Source organism: Paenarthrobacter sp. NCHU4564 (assembly GCF_052156435.1).
GTDB lineage: Bacteria > Actinomycetota > Actinomycetes > Actinomycetales > Micrococcaceae > Arthrobacter.
In genome coordinates, this window is the sequence record NZ_JBQLIS010000008.1 from 115,592 (window position 1) to 132,688 (window position 17,097).

Consider the following 17,097-nt stretch of genomic DNA (forward strand, 5'->3'; position numbering starts at 1 on the left):
GGTGCGGGGCTTCCGGGCCCTCGTGGAGGGCCTAATGGCCGAACATCTCCAGGCATCCGCCGTCCATGATTCCGCCGCCGGCCTGGACGGTGACGTCACCTTGATCCGGAACGAAGCCGAAAAGGCAGCCTCCGCTTGGCACCGTCACCCCGAACCTCACGCCTGTGCCGCCGTCGTCCGTTTGAACCTCTTTTAAGTGCAGGCCGTTGAACGCGGCAGTGACGGTGTCCGCCGTGGCGGGCCGCGGGAGTTTCTGCAGTGCCTCGACGGCGGGGGCAATGTGCTGGTTCAGTTCCGCTTGCACGTCCGGACTGAGCTTTCCGCGTTGGCGGTAGGTCTCGTTGGCGGCCATGGCGGCGTCTCCGTCGTAGGGGACGCAGTTGGTGGGTAGAGGTTCGGTGCCGGCGCTTGGGCACGCGGCGGTTGGAGTCGGTGCGCCGCTGTGCGTTGAGGCGGCTGGAACGCCGCAGGCGCTGAGGGCAAGAAGTACGACGGCGGCAGTCGCCATAGTTCGCGGTGCTGGCTTTGTTTTCCCCATGCGTTGGACGATACCGGCTGAGCACCTAGATGAGTTTCAGCACCACCTATTTTTCGACGCCACAGCACCTAGTACCGCTGTCATTAGCCCGTGCATTTCGGTCCCTACCACCTAGTACTGATGATTTGGGATAAGGCTGGGACCTCGGGGACGTCGAGGGATTGGATGTGGGAGATGAAGGTTTTGTTCCTGGTCACGGCAGGGTTCCATGTGGTGGCCGCGTGCTTGTCGTTTTCCAACAATCCGACTCTCTGCGCCCTGAGTGCGGTGGCGGCCGTGGCATCCCTGGTGGGTTGGTTCCGAACCAGAAGGCGTGAGATGTCAGCCCGCGCCGAGACGGCCTCGTTGCTCTAAGGAACTGGAAATGTGGCACCTGAAGTCAGCGAAGGGCCATCGGCTGGGACTTTCCGCCGCTTCCGGAGTCGGCCTGGCGTTGTTCACGATGGTTGGCTGGCCTTGGCTGCTGTTGGTGTTCGTTGGCCTGATGGCGTTCCTGGCCGGGCTCGCCATGTACTACAGACAGTTCATGCACGGTACCGGCCAAGACGCCAGTGCCGGAAAGGGAAGCGCCCTGGCAGTCATACCCTGTCTTTTTCCGGTTACTCTGCTCGTTCGAGGCTCGGAACCCGCCGTGTGGGCCGGGGTGCTGCTGGGCTTGGTCGGCTGCCTGGTTACTTATGTGTGCTTGAAAAGGGCAGGTTACTAGGTCTGTTTAGCGCCGGGCAAGGACCTCAAGTCAGTCCCCTTCGCCCAATATGGATCTAAGTTCTGCCGCACGGAAGGCGCTCCTTTGACGCTGGTCGCGGGTGAATCTCCGGGCCTGCACATCTAGGACCGCCCGGCTGGCAACCGTCTCGACTCCCAGAAGTTGAGCAACGCGACGTGTGGCCTCATTGACGTCTTCTGAATCCTCAATTGTTTGGAAAACCTCGTCGCGTCGATCTATCGCCTGCATCAGGGCCTCGAGAATAACCAGTTCTTCCCTCGTTTGCCGCTCAAACTGGTCCATGCCGTGATTCTTGCACGAAAAACAGCAACCTCCACCGCACAGCTGGCCAACCGGAGACAAACGGTGCGACATCTGTCCGCAATTGCGCAAAGCCGCTTTCAACGCGTTGTCATCATGTCGATGTTGAAGCTGTACTCAAGCATTGGACACACAACACTAGCGGCCACGAAAGCGCTCCCATCTCCGAACGATGTCCGAGCGACATCCCCCGACACGCACGACATAGGACAGCTCCAGCACCTAGACCACCTTCGAGCACCACCTATTTTGACCCTTTCCAGTACCTAATTTGCCCCAAAACACCACCTAGTTTCGGTTTTTCCGCTCACGAGGACATCGGGGAACAGAAGCTGAAGCTATCGGCATTCTCGATCTAGGCACGTGCGAAATCCGTCGTTTGGACTTCAAACGACCCTTGAAAGGGGTCACCGAGAAGCCCTTCCACACCGAAGAAAGGCGAAAGTCTATGAAAAAGTACTACTTTGCCGGCTCCATCAGAGCCGGGCGGAGCGACGTACCCACCTACCGGCGGATCATCGATCACCTCCAGACCACTGGGGATGTATTGACCGAACACGTCGGCGACTACTCACTTTCTCTGAAGGGTCAGACGGAGCATACCGACAAGTTCATTCACGATCGTGACCTTGGCTGGCTGCGTACTTGCAAATGCGTCGTCGCCGAAACTACAAATCCCAGCCTCGGCGTGGGATATGAGATTGCATGCGCCCTGAACTGGAACATCCCAGTCATCGCTCTACATCGTCCTGAGCGTTCACCGCTTTCAGCAATGATCGCCGGCGCAGATGGTGTCGAGGTTATCGAATACGACGACCTCGATGCCGCGCTTCGCGAACTTGACTCCGCACTGGAACGGGTGACCAAATGACTCAGTACCGCAACCTATCAAGCGCCCTCCAGGGTGCCCTCACAGAGATCGAGACCACTGGTTCGGAAGTCCTTGCGCGGGGGCAGAACCAGCGTGAGATTATCGGCTACCGCACCACCATGACGTCACCCCAGGAACGCGTTGTAGTTCTCCCTGGCCGGAAGAACAACATATTCGCCCAGATAGCCGAAACCCTGTGGGTGCTGGCTGGACGGGATGACATGGACTTCCTTTCCCGGTATCTCCCCCGGGCAGTCGACTTCTCCGACAACGGTACGACGTGGCGAGCGGCATACGGACCTCGGCTGAGGAAGTGGAATGGCCAAGTTGATCAACTTGCAGGAGTGCTTCAGCGTTTCCATGAAGACATCAACACTAAGCGCGCCGTGGCCTCGATCTACGATCCGGCCTCGGATTTCGTCGATTCCAAGGATGTTCCCTGCAACAACTGGTTGAACTTTATCCAGCGCGATGGGCGGCTCCACTTGAACGTTTCAGTTCGCGCCAACGACGCCATTTGGGGCTTCTCGGGCATCAATGTTTTCGAGTGGAGTGTGACTCTGGAGCTCATCGCTGCGTCACTAGGCCTGGCTGTGGGAGAGTTGAATTGGTTTGTCGGCTCTATGCACGTGTACGAGCGCCATTACTCTGTGGCCCGACGGATCACGAGCAACGCCCCGGTCGAAAGCCCGTATCACTACGGCGTGCGATCATTGCCGATTCTGTCAACGCTGGACGCATTCGACCACGGCATTGTCGGCCTCCTTGAAGTGGAAAGCCAATTCAGGCGCGGGAATTATTCGGCCACGGTTGACCTAAGTGATCCTTTCCTTGATGGCTGCGAACAGATGCTGAGGATCCACAACATGCACCTGAACGGAGTTTCCCAGGCACAGATTGTCGATGTGATAGGACGACTGCCAGCATCGGACTTCCGGATCGGAGCCATTGAGTTCTTTGCACGCAAGTGGGATCTCGCCGCTTTCCGTGAGTTGTCGCTTACACCCTCCGAACGGGCCTTCTTGAGCTATCACGCGAATCTCGTTGTCGCTGAGAACCTGCTCCACGAAGTGTCGGTCTAGTAGTGAGCTCCGTGAACTACTTCGATCCGGGTACTTATGGCTCCTGCTGAGACCGAACACACACATGTTGGTTCCTTGGGCGAGCGAATTCGCACCACGATGGGGTTCCCTTCTGTCCGTGGACGAGGACTGTTCGTAGGTTCGACGGTGGTCGACAGCCTCGCAAATGGTGTCGTCTTTGCCTTCCTGCTCATCTACTTTCAACAAGTGACGGCTGTTCCGCTGGCGGAAATCGGCTTTGCAATGACGACTGGACGTCTGGTCGCCCTTGCAACGCCGCCGCTTGCCGGCATGGCCCTTGACCGCTGGTCCCCCCGGAAGGTCATCGTCCTTGGGAACTGGATTTCCTTCGTGGGAGTTGGCGTGGCAGCATTCGCTACGGATTTCTGGGTGATTGGAATCAGTCAGCTACTCATCCAGGTTGGTATGAACCTGTACTGGACTAGTTCCAGGAGCCTTGTAGCGATCGCTGCACAGGGCGAAGAACTGCCCCGCTGGTTTGCACTCCTCGGCGCGCTCCGGAACGTTGGTACCGGGGTGGGCGCGGTGGTCGCATCCTTATTTCTTGCAGTCGATTCCCCAGTCCTGCTGCGGTCGCTGGTGGGTGGCAGCGCCTTTGCCTTCGCCATCGCGTCCATTCTGCTGCTGGCCTGGAACATGTCATCAATGGAGCAGAAACACAGGTCCGAAAAAGCCAGGGACTTCACAAGCCCGCCCGAATCTCCAGGAAACCGGGGATATGCCGCAGTGCTCACAGACAGTCGCTACATGCTGCTGCTGGCGCTCAACCTTGTGTTTGTGCTCGCGGCGATGGTCCTTCCACTCTTGCTCGCGGTATGGGTCGTCGACATTGCCAGGCTCGCACCAGGGTGGGCCGGTGGTCTCATCGCGGCTAACACGCTATGCGTGGCTTTGCTGAGCACGGTTGCAGTACGACTAACCGAACGATTCCACCCTGCGTCCCTGCTCATTGGGGCTTTCGCCCTGAACGCGCTATCACTGATTTTGTTGTGGGCCGCCGGTGCAAACAGTGGAGGTCTAGCGGCCGTACTCTTCCTCACTGTGTTCATCGTGATCTACAGCGCTGCGGAGATGCTAAGCACGCCGTACATGAGCGATCTGAGTGTTTCGATGGCTGACTCTGCACACTCGGGTCGCTATCAGGGCGCGTTCCAGTCGTCATGGAGTCTCGGAATGGCCATGGCACCAGTCCTTTTCGCCACGCTACTTCAGTTTTCACCAAACCTTCTCATTGGGATTCTCACTGTCCTATGCCTGCTTTCCATCCTCGGATGCTTCCTGTTGAAACGAAAGATCGCTCAAAATGACTAATTTTCCTAAGGATGCAATCGCAATCTTAGAACCATTTGGCAATGCCTCGCGGCCTCTCGCTGAAGCGGTTGTCAAAAGAAACCTACGACTAATCACAGTCACCCAGCAGGATGTCTTGCCAAAGCTCGACGCCAAGGTGATTGCATCGTCCGACGAAATACTCCTGGTCGACTTTGGTAGTCCGAGCGTGGTCGATGACATTCAGGCTCAGCTCAGCGACAAGGGGGTTGTGGGTTTGATAACAGGCTGGGAGTTCTTCACCGGGATAGTGGCCGAAGTCGCTTCGAAGCTCGGCCTTCCGGGAAACCAGCAGGAGAAGTCTAATGCTGCCCGGAATAAGTGCATGATGGCCGAGGTCTTCCTCCAATCAAATGTTAAGCATGCCAAAACTGTGGTCGCAGCCGATGCCGTTAGTCTACTGGAGGAGATTTCCTCGGCTGGACTTTCCTATCCATTAGTCATAAAACCAGCAGAGAATGCCGGCTCTGTTGGAGTGACAATCGTCGAAAAACCCCACGACATCCCCGAGGCTGTTAGGGAAGCCCAATCCTTCCCGTTCGAATTTCCCCATGGTTTGCCACTCGACATTCGGATACTTGCCCAGGAGTATATTGGCGGTCTTGAGTACTCCGTTGAATCGGTGGCCTTTCGGGGCAGGATCAGCCACGTGGCAGTAACCGGCAAGAGCACCACAAAGGGGAACCGCCGCGCCGAACTCGGACATGTAATCCCCGCAAACGTGTCCGCCCATGACCTGTCTGAAATCCATCGGTCAACCACGGCAGCACTGACAAGTCTTGGCTTTACCGACGGTGTAGCGCACACAGAAGTGAAGGTATGGAACGGCGAAGCGTGGGTCATAGAAGCAGGGCTGCGACCAGGAGGAGACTACATCATCAAGCTAGTTCCCCTTGCTACCGGAGTGGGTCTGGCAGAGGCGTACGTCGACGTAGCGCGGGGCATTGCGCCTGACCTGGAGCCTCGCCCTGTGTCCCGCACAGCAGGAGTTCGGTTTGTCGTACCGGACCGTGTGGGTACTGCCGTGGTCTCGGCACCGTTCCCTGTCCATCCGTCCCTAGTTGAGGGGGATTATCTCGTAGCCAACGGCGAGGCCGTCTCAGATGGTGTCGATAATATTTCTCGCTTGGCGTATGCGATTGTTGCTTCCAACACTATGGACGAATACGAGCAGGAAATGCGGTCTGTCCTGGATCGCGTCAAGGTCGGCGTCGTCTAGTGGTTGGTCTTGCTTTCCTGCGATCCATCGAGGTCGGACAGGCACTTCCCCATCTCTCTGAGTGCCATGACTGGCTCATCGAGCAAGGGCTAACCAGCCACTTGATCTATTCTGACGGCGACGTCCCGCCCCGCTTGTTCAACGGCGAAACAACCCGGCTGCCGGATTCCGGCGGCTTGGTCGACTTTGTCCAGGCATTCGAGCGCATCGTACCCCCGGGCGGGGTTGGCGTAAGCATCTCCATCCCCGACGAGAATGTGGTCCGTGATGCGGTCTTGGCGGACTCGCAGGCCCCGCGGAGGCGGACGATTCTCGCGCCGTCAGTTTCTGCTGCGCTAACTCTCTCAAGCAAATGGGAAACCAAGCATGCGCTGACTCGGCACGGTATTACTACCCCAAGAGGCTTTTACGTTGACGGCGATTTACTGGCTGGTCGGGCTTCAGTGCAGATGGAGTATCCGCCTGCGCTTAGAGCTTTAGCGCAGGATCTGACGTTCCCAGTGCTGGCAAAACCGGTCTGGGATTGCCTAGGCAACGGGATAGTTAAATTGGATGACAGCGAGTGCCTCAACCAATGGCTCAACGCCGGCGGGATGAACGTTAATTGTGTCATTGAAGAACTCATAGACGGCGAACTGTGCTCAATTGAAGTCATTTCCGACGGTACGACTGTGCTGATGCAACCAGTTGTATGGAAAGGCCCCACGATCTCCCCCGGAAGCTTCGCCTTTGAACAGGTCCGATGGTCTCATTCCAGTGTTCACATGGACACCATCGAGCCCGTGCTCGCAAGTCGGATACGCAAGATGTGCCGAACGGACGGACTCAGGGGAGCTTTCGAATTCGAGTTCATCGCAACCCCTAAAGGGTTCACATGCATCGAGGTGAACCCTCGGGTCTCCGGTTCCACAGCTATGTCAATTTGCGCCTCCGGAGTCAACACTTACATCGAACTCTGCAAAATAGCCCTCAGCGATTGGTGCCCGCCAGATAAGCCCGAGCCAGGAGGGTACACAGCACTTCAGTTTCCACTGGCATCGGATGAACCCAATGTTCAAGACTTCAAGGGTTCCACGGCCGAGGCCCTGAGAGTCAGCACCTTTGTGGTTGACGGTCAGTTGTATCCAACGGCTCTCATCCGCGTTAGTGACGATCAGCTGTCAGTGTTCCTCGAATGGTGTCGAAAAGACGGTTCAAATCTTGTTTCGCAGGACACCTGCGACCGTCTGGAGTACGCCTACGAAAGAAGGGCGGCATATATCGACGATGGCGGCTAACGACCAGCTGCGAGAGGTCGTGGGGCGGCGTTGAGCTAAACAGCATAACTCGCCCGCGCTTTAGAAAGAAAATCAGCCCGAGCCGTGAGGCGAGCGGGCTGATCGTGATGAAGAAACACTACCGTATTGAAGCCGTCGGCGCGGACTGATCTCGCGCAGCGTCGGCCACGGTTGGCGGTAGGGCTTTGCCTCTAGCAGGTTCAGCGCCCTGTGGAACCCCCGTCACCACACTCCTGTTTCGCGCCGACTCTTCGACGGCAGCCAGCACCCGCTGAACCTGCAGGCCGTCCTCGAACGACGGCGACGGCGCCTCGCCATCGCGGATCGCGCACAGGAAGTCCCGGATCTGGTGCGTGAAGGTGTGCTCCCACCCAAGAACATGCCCCTGCGGCCACCACGCCTCGAGGTACGGGTGCTCAGGCTCGTTAACCAGGATCCGCCGGAACCCTTGCTCCCGCACCGGAAGCGTAGCGTCAAGAAAACCGAGCTCGTTCAAGTCCTCCAGATCGAACGTCAACGAGCCAAGTGACCCGTAGATTTCGATCTTCAGGGAGTTCTTCTGTCCGGTAGCCACCCGTGACGCTTCCACGGAGGCACTCACGCCGCCGGTCAGCCCCAAAGTGGCCCACGCGGCGTCGTCCACTGTCACTTCCTCCAAACCAGCAGCACCAGGACGTTGGGCAACAAAGGTCCGCAACGTGCCCGTCACCTCAGTCACGGTCTGGCCGGTGAGGTACTGGACCTGGTCAATGGCGTGGGAAGCAATGTCGCCCAGGGCCCCAGAGCCGGCGGTCTCCTTCCGGAGCCGCCAACTCATGGGAGCTTCGACGTCGGAAAGCCAGTCCTGCAGGTAAGCGGCGCGAACGTGCCGAACGGTTCCGAGACGTCCTTCGGCAATCAGTTCCCGGGCCAAGGAGAGAGCCGGGACGCGTCGGTAATTGAACCCGACCATCGACTGCACACCCCGTGCCTGGGCCGAAGCTGCCGCCGAAGCCATCAGCTCAGCCTCCTCCAGCGTGTTGGCCAGCGGCTTCTCCACGAGCACGTGCTTCCCCGCTTCCAGCGCCGCGATAGCGATCTCCGCGTGCATCCAGCCTGGAGCGCAGATGTCCACAATGTCGATATCGTCCCGTGAAATCACGGACCGCCAGTCAGTAGCCGACTCAGCCCAACCGTACTTACCCGCTGCAAAAGCAACCTGGACAGCGTCCCGGCCAACCAGCACTTTCTGCTCGAAGGCCGGGACGTCGAAGAAGCTCGCCACGTTCCGCCACGCATTCGAGTGGGCCTTCCCCATAAAGGCGTAACCGATCGCGGCAACACCCAACGGACGCCCCACGGGAAGAGAAGTGGTCATGATCAAGCTCCTTGGATAGAAAGGCCTACGCGAACCAGTCCCGCGAAGGGTTGGAAACCTCGGGCGCCTCACGGAAGACACCCGGCTGTGCCACCCAGCGGACGCCGTTGGCGATGACCTTCTGGATCTGCGGCTGGTGGTACACCGGGTACTCCTGGTCGCCCGGGCTGAAGTAGAAGATCCGGCCCTTGCCGCGCGAGAAGGTCACGCCGGAGCGGAACACCTCTCCCCCGGCGAAGGAGCTGATGAAGATCAGGTCGTCGGGCTCCGGGATGTCGAACAGTTCCCCGTACATTTCCTGCTGGGGAATCACGATCGGGCTTTCAACACCGGCCGCGATCGGGTGCGACGGCTTGACGGTCCACACCAGCTCCCGTTCGCCCTCGTTGCGCCACTTCAGCGAGCACGTAGTCCCCAACAGGCGGGTGAAGATCTTCGCGAAGTGTCCGGAGTGCAGCACCACGAGTCCCATGCCGCCGAGCACATGACGCTGCACGCGCTCCACCACTTCGTCGGCGACTTCCTCATGGGCGATGTGCCCCCACCAGAGCAGCACGTCAGTCTGCGCCAGGACTTCTTCGGAGAGCCCGTGCTCCGGATCAGCCAAGGTAGCCGTCGTGATTTCGGAGTCCGGGTCGAAGCCACGGAGCCCGGCGGCAATAGCGCCGTGGATGCCCTCGGGATACATTTCGCCGATGGTGGCGGGCTCGTTGCGGGCCTCGTGGACGCCTTCGTTCCAGACGACTATCTTCAGTTTCGTATCGGACATTTCAGAGCCTTACTTCGCGTTGTTCCTGGGCGGATTTGTAGCAGGCGTCGAGCACCAGCGCACGGCTGAGGGCAAGCGATCCGTCATGGCTTCCCCAGACCGTCTCGCCACCGCGGACGGCGGCGATGAAATCGTCGACGACGGCCTGGTGCGCCTTTCCGGGCTCGGCCACCACCTCGAAGTCGGCATTCTGGCCGTCCTTCTCGGTGAAAATGTGCACGTCCGCGACGGGGTTCTCGGAGGCGCCCACCGAGCGCAGGTCCGCTCCGCCGTCGGTCCCGTAGACGGTGAAGTCCAGGAGATCCCGCTCGTCGCGGTAGGTGGCCCAGCCCGCTTCAAGGATCAAGGTCCCGCCGCCTTCCAGCCGGATGAACGCGGAGGCGAAGTCCTCCACTTCAAACTTATGGCTGGAGTTCGACGCCGTATACCTCGCGTTGCCGCCGAGGCCGCGCGGGCCAAGTTCGGAGTGGGTCGACGCCGAAACGGCCAGGACCTTCGGCTCGCCCAGCAGGTGCAGCGAGTAGTCCAGGACGTGCACGCCGATGTCAGCCAACGGGCCACCGCCGGCGAGCGCAGGATTGGTGAACCAGCTGCCGAGCATCGGAATGCCCTGGCGGCGAAGCCAGGAAGCCTTTGCGTAGTACGGACGGCCGAGGGTCCCCTCGTCGATCACATTCTTGAGCGCCTGGATGTCACCGCGACGGCGGTGGTTGAACGCGACGTCGAGGACGCGGCCCGCCTTCCGGGCGGCGTCAACCATCGCTTGACCTTCGACGGCGTTGCGCGCCAGAGGCTTTTCGCTCAGCACGTGCAGTCCCCGCTCAAGCGCAGCAATCGCGATCGGCGCGTGGAGGAAGGTCGGCACGGCGACGCTGACGGCGTCGAGGTCCTGGAGTTCGATCATGTCTTCCCAGCGCGCGAAGGCGTGCGGAATGCTGTACTCCTCTTTCAGCTGGGCCAGAAGCTCTGGTTCCATACCCGCGACGGCGACAATCTCGACGCCGTCGATGTTGCTGTATGCCTTGAGGTGCTGCTGGCCGGCCCAACCGATGCCCGCAACTCCCACCTTGAGGGTTGCGGCGGGGACCTGCTGCTGAATGCTCACGTTATTCCTGTTCTTTCGTGTCTTTGTATCTGTGGATTGTGGGTGCAATACGTGTCGGTGTTCAGCCCTTGACCGCGCCCGCGGTCATGCCGGACACGATGCGCTTCTGGCACAGCAGCACCAGGATCACGAGCGGGACGGTGATGATCACCGAGGCCGCGCTGATGGTGCCGAGGGGCTGGTCGAACTCGCTGGTTCCGCTGAAGAACGCGATCGCCACCGGAACCGGGCGGGCTTCCGGCGAGGTGGTCAGCGTGACGGCCAGGAGGAATTCGTTCCAGACCGAGATGAACACCAGGATCGCGGTGGTCGCCAGGCCGGGCACCGCCAGCGGAAGGATGACCTTGCGGAAGGCGGTGAACGGCGTAGCGCCATCCATATACGCCGATTCCTCAAGCTCCCGCGGGATCTCCTTGAAGAACGAGGTCAGCGTGTAGATCGCCAGGGGCAGGGCGAACGTCAGCTTCGGGATGATGAGGCCCAGCAAGGTGTCGTACAGCCCGATTTCGCGCCAGATGGAGAACATCGGGGCCGCGATCGCGATGGCCGGGAATGTCGTCACCGAGAGGATCAGCGTCAGGATCATCGCCTTGCGGCGCATCTTCAGCCGGGCCAGCGCATACGCGGCGAAGGATGCGAACACCAGCGCCACTGTTGTAGTCACGACGGCGATAATCACCGAGTTGCGCAAGGCCAGGAGGAACTCGGGGTTCTGGAAGACCACGAGGTAGTTCTCAAGTGTTGGCTGGCTCGGGAAGAGCTCGCCTTTGGACAGGCTCGCTCCCTTCTTAAGGGAGGTGTTGACCAGCCAGTAGAAGGGGATGAGCGAGAAGCCCATGACCGCGACGACGAATACCCACACCAAGGGATGCAGTTTCGCCTCCCCGCGCAAGCGGCGCTTCGGTGACTTGCGCCCGGTGGCAGGTGCCGGCGTCGTGCGTTCTGCCGTCAGCGTGCTCATTGCTCCTCCTTCGCGACGTCGCGGATGTTGCCGCCGCCGAAGCGGATGTAGATGACCGAGACCACCATGACGGTGATGAAGGTCAGGATGGAGAGGGCCGAGCCTTCGCCAACGAGCCGGTTTTCGCGGAGTTCGCCGTAGGCCAGCATGGACATCGATTCGGTGCCGTTGGCTCCGCGGGTGAGGACGAACGGCAGGTCGAACACGCGCAGGGCATCCATGGTGCGGAAGATCGCGGCGAGCACGATCGCGGGGCGCAGCAGCGGCAGGGTGATGTGGACGAAGGTCTGCCACTTGCTGGCGCCGTCGAGCTCCGCGGCCTCGTAGGTTTCGGCGGAGATGACCTGCAGGCCGGCCAGGATGATGAGTGCCGCGAACGGCGTCGTCTTCCACACGTCGGCGAGGACGATCACCGCCATCGCGTAGCCGTGCTCACCCAGCCAGACGACGTCGCCGCCCGGCAGCCCGAGTGCGGAGAGGACGTTGGTGACCAGTCCGAGGTTGGGCTGGAACATCGTTTGCCAGGTGATCGCGCTGACCACCGTGACGATCGCGTACGGAAGCAGGACCACCGTGCGGAGCAGGGCGCGGCCCTTGAACGCGAGGTTGAGCAGCAACGCCATCGCCGTGCCGAGGATCAGCTCCAGGGTGACCGAGAAGGCGGCGAAGATGAACGTCTGGCCGAACGCGGCCCACCACTCGTGGCTGGCCAGGGCGTTGATGTAATTCTCCAGCCCGACAAACCGCGAGAGCCCGGCCGTGCGGACGCTGTACTGGTTCAGCGAAAGCCAGATTGCGTAGCCGATCGGGACCGCCGCAACGAGGGCCATGAGGATCAGCGACGGCGCCGTCATGCGGAAGGCCAGACGGCGTTCGGCGCGGTCGCGGCCTGACACGCGGGCGGGGGCGCCGCCGTCGTTCGATCCGCCGGCCCCGCGCTTTGGCGCCCCGCGACCGGGTTGGAGGGTCTTGATGGCCATAATTAGAAGCTCGACTTGGCCGCTGCGACTTCGTCGGCCATCTTCTTCACGGCGTCCTCGGTGGAGGCAGTGCCGGACAGGACGGCGTAGACGTTCTTGTAGATCGCCTGCGAAATCTGCGGGTAGACCGGCGAGATCGGGCGCGGCTTGGCACCCTTGACGGAGGCGAGGAGTTCAGTAGCGAACGGCATCTTCTGCAGTACCGCTGCGTCCGAGTAGGCAGCCTCATTGACCGGGGCCTGCGAGTAGTCCATGGCGACGTGCTTCTGCCAGTCCGGCGTCGTTGCGAAGTCGATGAAGGCAACCGCCCCGGCCTGGTTGGTGGAGTTGGCCGAGATCGCCAGGTTCCAGCCGCCGAGCACGCCCGAGGCCTTGCCGCCTTCCCAAGCCGGCAGCGGTGCAACTGCGAAGCTGGACGCGAGCGGCGTCGCGTTCAGGAGACGGTACACGTGCGGCCAGTTGCGCTGGTACCCGAACTTGCCGGACTCGTAGGCCAGGCGGGCGGGGTCTTCGTTGTAAGTGAGGACGGCGCGGTCGGCTGAGCCGTTCTTGAGGCCGTCGGTCATGAAGTTGAGGACGTCGCGGGTTTCCTGGGAGTCGATCTTGACGTTACCCTGGTCATCCAGGACTTCGCCGCCCGCGCTGTAGAGCATTTCGAGGAAGTTCACGGTGAGGCCCTCGTACTGCTTGCCCTGGTAGACGAACCCGTTGCCCGGGGCTTTGGCGGCCTCGGCGTAGAGCTGCTGCCAGGTCTCCGGCTTGGCTACCTTGTCCTTCTGGTAGTAGATCAGGCCGGCGTTGGTGAAGAACGGCGACGCCCAGTACTTGTCCTGGTACTTGGTGGTTTCCACAGTGGAGGGAATGAGGCGGTCCTTGTTGGCCTCCACCAGCTTGGTCTGGTCCAGCAGCCAGCCCTGCGATGCGAACTCGGAGGTCCAGATGACGTCCGAGATGAAGATGTCGCACTCGGTGGACTTGCCTTCGAGGCGCTGCACGATCTGCGTGCGGGCCTCGTCCGTGGTGGCGCCGATCTCGGTGTACTTGGCCGTGACCTTGCCGTTCGCCTTGGTGAACGCTTCCGCCGTGCCCTTGTAGATGCCGCTCGCGTCCTTGACGCCGCAGACGTTCACGGCGCCGCTGGCATTAGCGCCCGACGACGGATCGGCAGCTGCCGCTTGCTCCGCACCTTGGGGAGCTGCTCCCCCGCCGCAAGCGCTGAGGAGGAGGGCTGCTGCGACGGCGGTGGCGGCGAGGGCTGTGCGTTTGGTGGCTTTGTTCTGGAGCGGGAGAGCAGGTCGGTTCAAGTCCACAAGTGGCTCCTTTGGTGACTGTGGGGATGTTCAGTGCGGCGCTTTGACTGTTGCGCAGTCCTGAGTTTGGCTTCGTTGCCGGGTGCTTTGGTTGCTTCGTGGAATCGATTCCAAATACTGCTTTGAAAAAAGGCCTTGCGGCCCGTGGAATCGATTCCAAAGTAGTTTTGCAGTGGTTGCTCGGGGCTGTCAACCCTTTTATTTGGTGGAGTCCCGGATGACGAGTTGGTGCGGGAAGAAGGTCCGCCCCTTACGATGCGCGCCCTCCACAGTCATCCGCTCCAGGAGCTCGGCGAAGGCCGCTCGGCCCATCTCGTACGCCGGCTGCCTGACTGTGGTCAGCTCGGGGACGCACATCTCTGCCTGGGCCGAGTCATCGAAGCCTGCCACGGCGACATCCTGTGGGACTCTTAGGCCGGCATCGGTGAGCTCGCGGACACAACCTGCGGCGACGACGTCGGTCCCGCAGAAGACGGCGTCGGGGAGGTCTGTGGCTTCCAGGAGTTTCTTGGTGAGATTACGGCCTGCGTGGAAGCCGAAGTTGCCTTCGTCGACCACGACCCGGTCTGGCTCCAAGCCATTCTCCTTCAGGGCTCGGCGGAAACCTTCTTCCCTGAGCCGGCCCGAGCGGGCACCCCTGTGGGCGAGCATGGCCAGCTTCTTGGCACCGGTGTCGATAAGGTGCTTGGTGATGTCGTACCCTGCCTGGCGGTCATCGATGGACACTCCGAACGCTGCCTCGGCGTCGACGATTTCACAGACCTGGATGACGCTCAGTTGCTCGGCGACAGTGTTGACCTCGTCGTCCGGCATGGTTGGCGAGAAGATCACGAGGCCGTCTACTGAGCCGTTTCTCAGCATGTCCACGAGTTGCTGTTCGCGCTCGCGATCCCCGTCCGTGGCGGCGATGAGGCTGACGTAGCCGTTGTCCGCCGCTGCGTCTCCTACGCCCCGGAACACTTCGCTGATGACCAGCGAGTCAAGATTCTTGGCGAGGGCTAGGACTCGCATTGTTCGGTCTCTTCGCAGATCCCTTGCCGAGGCGAGCGGGCGGTAGCTGAGCTCCTTGATGGCGGCGTTGACTTTCTCCTTGGCCGACGCACTGACGGCCGGGCTCCCGTTCAAGACACGCGACACGGTTCCAACGGACACACCCGCAGTCCTGGCGACGTCCTGAACTGTCGCTCGAGCCATTCGTTTGTCCTTCCGCGAGCAGTTCTGCGGCTTCTGCGCAATTGCCGTGGTATGCCCAGCGGCGCTCCTCAGCTTAGCGGGAGTATGCCAGCCGGCCATGTCTGACGATTGGTCGCAGATCGACCACTGGTGCGACCACCCGAAAGCGGCCTATGAGTACCAACCTACTGAGGGGCTCGGGCCGCGCCACCTCAGGCGTCATCACGAATGGCCATACCTCCCAAAGTCTCGTTAAGGGCGTGAGCTCATCAAAATTGAGAAACTCAAAATGAGACAGTTTGCTTGGACGTCGCAAAACCATAGTACGGAGGCATACCGATTCACCCTGAGCTTAGGAGAGGGGTCCTGTCAAAGGATCCTTTGCTGCGACGCGGAGGGAATTCGCCACGGCCACGGCTGTGAGCGGTGATCGTTTGTTTCGCGCGTAGCCGATCTTGGACCCAAGTCGGATCAAACGTGGATGCAGTAGTCCCAGCATTTCGTCGTGCTGGTCCCACGTAGATGTCGAGCAACAGGTCAGAGGCGGAGCTGGATAATCGTCCATCTACGAACGGGGAGACACCGGCTTACGGGCAGGGTCCTTAGCTCGTGTGACATAGTAGTTCGTTGATTGCGGACGCTCCTCAAGCAGGGTTGTCAAGCTGATGGACGCCAGCTCGTTCTTCATTGTGGTCAAGATTTCTCTCTTGCTCGGTGTTCAACCTGAGTATGCGAAGCCGCTTCAGCCTAGGCAGGGGTTGGGTGAGGTTTTGCCGTATGCCCGGTCTGCGTGGACTGGCCCTGAGTCAGACCTTTCCACCAATGGATGAGGCAGCCGCGAACGAGCTCCTCGAAAGTTTGCAGGGTCATCGGATACTGGTGAGCAGCCCAAGAGGAACCGCCGCTTGATGCAGTGATCCCAAGGGGCATTTCGCTCCACCCCTCCTCGTCAGTGCCATATGGTTTCTGCAGCATCGGTGCCGGGAACGGTGTTCCGTCGTGCAGTGCGCTACTTCGGTGTCCGTAGATGACCTGCATGTGGGAGTCCAGCTTGAGCCAATCGAGCTGCTGGAATTGCGCGGGTCGTGGTTTGGGAGGGCCTTGGTTATGGTCCGCGACAAAGCCAATGAACTTCTTTTGTGCCTTGAGGTTAGGGACCATGATGTCGGCGACATCCTGCTTGACGGAACCATCGGTTGCTTCGAGTGCCGCCCAGAGTTTGGGTTCAAGTTCTTCGAGTGCCTTTAGTGCGGCCGTGCCCTGAAGTCCTGAGCGGCGGGTATTCGCGGCGGTTTCGATAGCACCGACGAACTGGATCCAGGCAAAGTTGGGATCTTCATTGGACCACCACAAAGCATTTGAATACATCCTGGCGGCTCGGACTAAGGCGATTGCCTTGCTTGCCGCGACGTCCGGGAATGTGAGAAGCAAGTCCTGGATGTCATTTAGGTCTACCTTCCGTGAATGGATCCGGGGCAGGATCTCCTGACCGGAAGCGCCTGGCCTACGGAGTGGTTGCATATCCCAGAAGACAGGCCGTCCGTAAGGATCGTTGCCATTAGTGGTCCAGTCACGAGAAATCCCGCCCACACGGCAGCGGACTCCGCAGCACAACGAAAGGAGTGCTGCGATTTCGTCAGCTGCAGTGCCGCCGTGGTAAGCCTTCGAATTTGTTGGGAGAATGTCCTTCGTTTGAGGATCCACCAGGTCGGGCATTTTGACAAGGTTCTCCAGGGTGTTCAGGATTGAGTAAGGGCCAAGAGACAGTGGGCCACCCCTGACTGAGGCGTCGGAATACAGCAGCACCTCGTATTGCGGTGATCCCTGTTCTTTCCGTTCCTTGGACGCCCGCCAATTCTTCCACGCGATGGTTCCCACGGTTACCTCCCGCAATCGATGGCTGTCTTGAGCAATAGTAGGTCGACAAAGGTGAGTCAGGGAGAGCACCGTGCAAGCCTGGCCGAAGAGGACCTCACGCTGCGCTAACTGATCTACCGGACGGCGCGCCACGCCGGAAAAACCACGGGCTTAGGGTGCAGAGCGCCAACCAGCCCTTCCATCCGCACAGTGTCGGAAAC

17 protein-coding genes are annotated in these 17,097 nt (G+C 60.3%); 7 read left to right on the forward strand and 10 right to left on the reverse strand.

What is annotated here, in order from left to right:
* Positions 1–31: 31 nt before the first annotated feature.
* A complete protein-coding gene (locus ACSVIE_RS10745; protein WP_442423797.1) occupies positions 32–508 on the reverse strand; it encodes a hypothetical protein in 477 nt (158 codons plus the stop codon).
* Positions 509–712: 204 nt separating this feature from the next.
* Between ACSVIE_RS10745 and ACSVIE_RS10750 the strand changes: the two genes are divergently transcribed.
* Both ACSVIE_RS10750 and ACSVIE_RS10755 read left to right on the forward strand, forming a co-directional pair.
* Positions 713–892: a hypothetical protein gene (locus tag ACSVIE_RS10750; RefSeq protein ID WP_426004150.1), complete on the forward strand. Its 180-nt coding sequence runs from the start codon at positions 713–715 to the stop codon at positions 890–892.
* Between the two features lie 10 nt (positions 893–902).
* Entirely contained in the window at positions 903–1,244 is a 342-nt protein-coding gene (locus ACSVIE_RS10755) for a hypothetical protein (protein ID WP_442423798.1), read from the forward strand.
* A 30-nt stretch (positions 1,245–1,274) separates the two neighbouring features.
* On the opposite strand, the gene ACSVIE_RS10760 is transcribed toward ACSVIE_RS10755, so the two are convergent.
* The gene (locus tag ACSVIE_RS10760; RefSeq protein ID WP_426004156.1) at positions 1,275–1,547 is read right to left on the reverse strand and encodes a DNA gyrase subunit A; all 273 of its coding nucleotides are present in this window, start codon (positions 1,545–1,547) and stop codon (positions 1,275–1,277) included.
* Positions 1,548–2,013: 466 nt separating this feature from the next.
* Between ACSVIE_RS10760 and ACSVIE_RS10765 the strand changes: the two genes are divergently transcribed.
* From ACSVIE_RS10765 to ACSVIE_RS10785, 5 genes are all read left to right on the forward strand, one after another.
* Positions 2,014–2,436, forward strand: a complete 423-nt coding sequence (locus tag ACSVIE_RS10765) for a nucleoside 2-deoxyribosyltransferase (RefSeq protein WP_442423799.1) — start codon at positions 2,014–2,016, stop codon at positions 2,434–2,436.
* Positions 2,433–3,518, forward strand: coding sequence for a thymidylate synthase (locus ACSVIE_RS10770; protein WP_426004159.1), 1,086 nt, complete (start codon positions 2,433–2,435; stop codon positions 3,516–3,518). Before ACSVIE_RS10765 ends, ACSVIE_RS10770 begins: the two co-directional genes overlap by 4 nt.
* 75 nt (positions 3,519–3,593) lie before the next feature.
* Positions 3,594–4,850 carry an MFS transporter gene (locus tag ACSVIE_RS10775; RefSeq protein ID WP_442423800.1) on the forward strand — a complete coding sequence of 419 codons (1,257 nt, stop codon included), beginning with the start codon at positions 3,594–3,596 and terminating at the stop codon, positions 4,848–4,850.
* Positions 4,843–6,087: an ATP-grasp domain-containing protein gene (locus tag ACSVIE_RS10780; protein WP_426004162.1), complete on the forward strand. Its 1,245-nt coding sequence runs from the start codon at positions 4,843–4,845 to the stop codon at positions 6,085–6,087. Before ACSVIE_RS10775 ends, ACSVIE_RS10780 begins: the two co-directional genes overlap by 8 nt.
* Complete coding sequence (locus ACSVIE_RS10785; RefSeq protein ID WP_426004163.1) at positions 6,087–7,364, forward strand: ATP-grasp domain-containing protein; 1,278 nt, start codon at positions 6,087–6,089, stop codon at positions 7,362–7,364. The genes ACSVIE_RS10780 and ACSVIE_RS10785 overlap by 1 nt, the downstream gene beginning before the upstream one ends.
* A 118-nt stretch (positions 7,365–7,482) precedes the next feature.
* On the opposite strand, the gene ACSVIE_RS10790 is transcribed toward ACSVIE_RS10785, so the two are convergent.
* The 8 genes from ACSVIE_RS10790 to ACSVIE_RS10825 form a co-directional block, all read right to left on the reverse strand.
* Positions 7,483–8,721, reverse strand: coding sequence for a Gfo/Idh/MocA family protein (locus ACSVIE_RS10790; RefSeq protein ID WP_442423801.1), 1,239 nt, complete (start codon positions 8,719–8,721; stop codon positions 7,483–7,485).
* A gap of 25 nt (positions 8,722–8,746) precedes the next feature.
* On the reverse strand, positions 8,747–9,490 hold the full coding sequence (locus ACSVIE_RS10795) for a ThuA domain-containing protein (RefSeq protein WP_442423802.1): 744 nt from the start codon (positions 9,488–9,490) through the stop codon (positions 8,747–8,749).
* Position 9,491: 1 nt separating this feature from the next.
* Positions 9,492–10,595 (reverse strand): Gfo/Idh/MocA family protein, encoded by a 1,104-nt coding sequence (locus ACSVIE_RS10800; RefSeq protein ID WP_442423803.1) that lies wholly within the window; start codon positions 10,593–10,595, stop codon positions 9,492–9,494.
* A gap of 61 nt (positions 10,596–10,656) precedes the next feature.
* On the reverse strand, positions 10,657–11,556 hold the full coding sequence (locus ACSVIE_RS10805; RefSeq protein ID WP_144661301.1) for a carbohydrate ABC transporter permease: 900 nt from the start codon (positions 11,554–11,556) through the stop codon (positions 10,657–10,659).
* The gene (locus ACSVIE_RS10810; RefSeq protein ID WP_442423804.1) at positions 11,553–12,536 is read right to left on the reverse strand and encodes a carbohydrate ABC transporter permease; all 984 of its coding nucleotides are present in this window, start codon (positions 12,534–12,536) and stop codon (positions 11,553–11,555) included. Before ACSVIE_RS10810 ends, ACSVIE_RS10805 begins: the two co-directional genes overlap by 4 nt.
* A gap of 2 nt (positions 12,537–12,538) precedes the next feature.
* Positions 12,539–13,846, reverse strand: coding sequence for an ABC transporter substrate-binding protein (locus ACSVIE_RS10815; RefSeq protein ID WP_442423805.1), 1,308 nt, complete (start codon positions 13,844–13,846; stop codon positions 12,539–12,541).
* A gap of 198 nt (positions 13,847–14,044) precedes the next feature.
* Positions 14,045–15,040: a LacI family DNA-binding transcriptional regulator gene (locus tag ACSVIE_RS10820; protein WP_442423806.1), complete on the reverse strand. Its 996-nt coding sequence runs from the start codon at positions 15,038–15,040 to the stop codon at positions 14,045–14,047.
* A 726-nt stretch (positions 15,041–15,766) separates the two neighbouring features.
* Positions 15,767–16,897 (reverse strand): hypothetical protein, encoded by a 1,131-nt coding sequence (locus ACSVIE_RS10825; RefSeq protein ID WP_442423807.1) that lies wholly within the window; start codon positions 16,895–16,897, stop codon positions 15,767–15,769.
* Between the last annotated feature and the right edge of the window lie 200 nt (positions 16,898–17,097).

Bases quoted from the DNA above. Each gene is read 5' to 3' on its own strand.
- ACSVIE_RS10745 (WP_442423797.1), bottom strand. From the start codon at position 508: ATGGCGACTGCCGCCGTCGTACTTCTTGCCCTCAGCGCCTGCGGCGTT.
- ACSVIE_RS10750 (WP_426004150.1), top strand. From the start codon at position 713: ATGAAGGTTTTGTTCCTGGTCACGGCAGGGTTCCATGTGGTGGCCGCG.
- ACSVIE_RS10755 (WP_442423798.1), top strand. From the start codon at position 903: ATGTGGCACCTGAAGTCAGCGAAGGGCCATCGGCTGGGACTTTCCGCC.
- ACSVIE_RS10760 (WP_426004156.1), bottom strand. From the start codon at position 1,547: ATGGACCAGTTTGAGCGGCAAACGAGGGAAGAACTGGTTATTCTCGAG.
- ACSVIE_RS10765 (WP_442423799.1), top strand. From the start codon at position 2,014: ATGAAAAAGTACTACTTTGCCGGCTCCATCAGAGCCGGGCGGAGCGAC.
- ACSVIE_RS10770 (WP_426004159.1), top strand. From the start codon at position 2,433: ATGACTCAGTACCGCAACCTATCAAGCGCCCTCCAGGGTGCCCTCACA.
- ACSVIE_RS10780 (WP_426004162.1), top strand. From the start codon at position 4,843: ATGACTAATTTTCCTAAGGATGCAATCGCAATCTTAGAACCATTTGGC.
- ACSVIE_RS10790 (WP_442423801.1), bottom strand. From the start codon at position 8,721: ATGACCACTTCTCTTCCCGTGGGGCGTCCGTTGGGTGTTGCCGCGATC.
- ACSVIE_RS10795 (WP_442423802.1), bottom strand. From the start codon at position 9,490: ATGTCCGATACGAAACTGAAGATAGTCGTCTGGAACGAAGGCGTCCAC.
- ACSVIE_RS10805 (WP_144661301.1), bottom strand. From the start codon at position 11,556: ATGAGCACGCTGACGGCAGAACGCACGACGCCGGCACCTGCCACCGGG.
- ACSVIE_RS10810 (WP_442423804.1), bottom strand. From the start codon at position 12,536: ATGGCCATCAAGACCCTCCAACCCGGTCGCGGGGCGCCAAAGCGCGGG.
- ACSVIE_RS10820 (WP_442423806.1), bottom strand. From the start codon at position 15,040: ATGGCTCGAGCGACAGTTCAGGACGTCGCCAGGACTGCGGGTGTGTCC.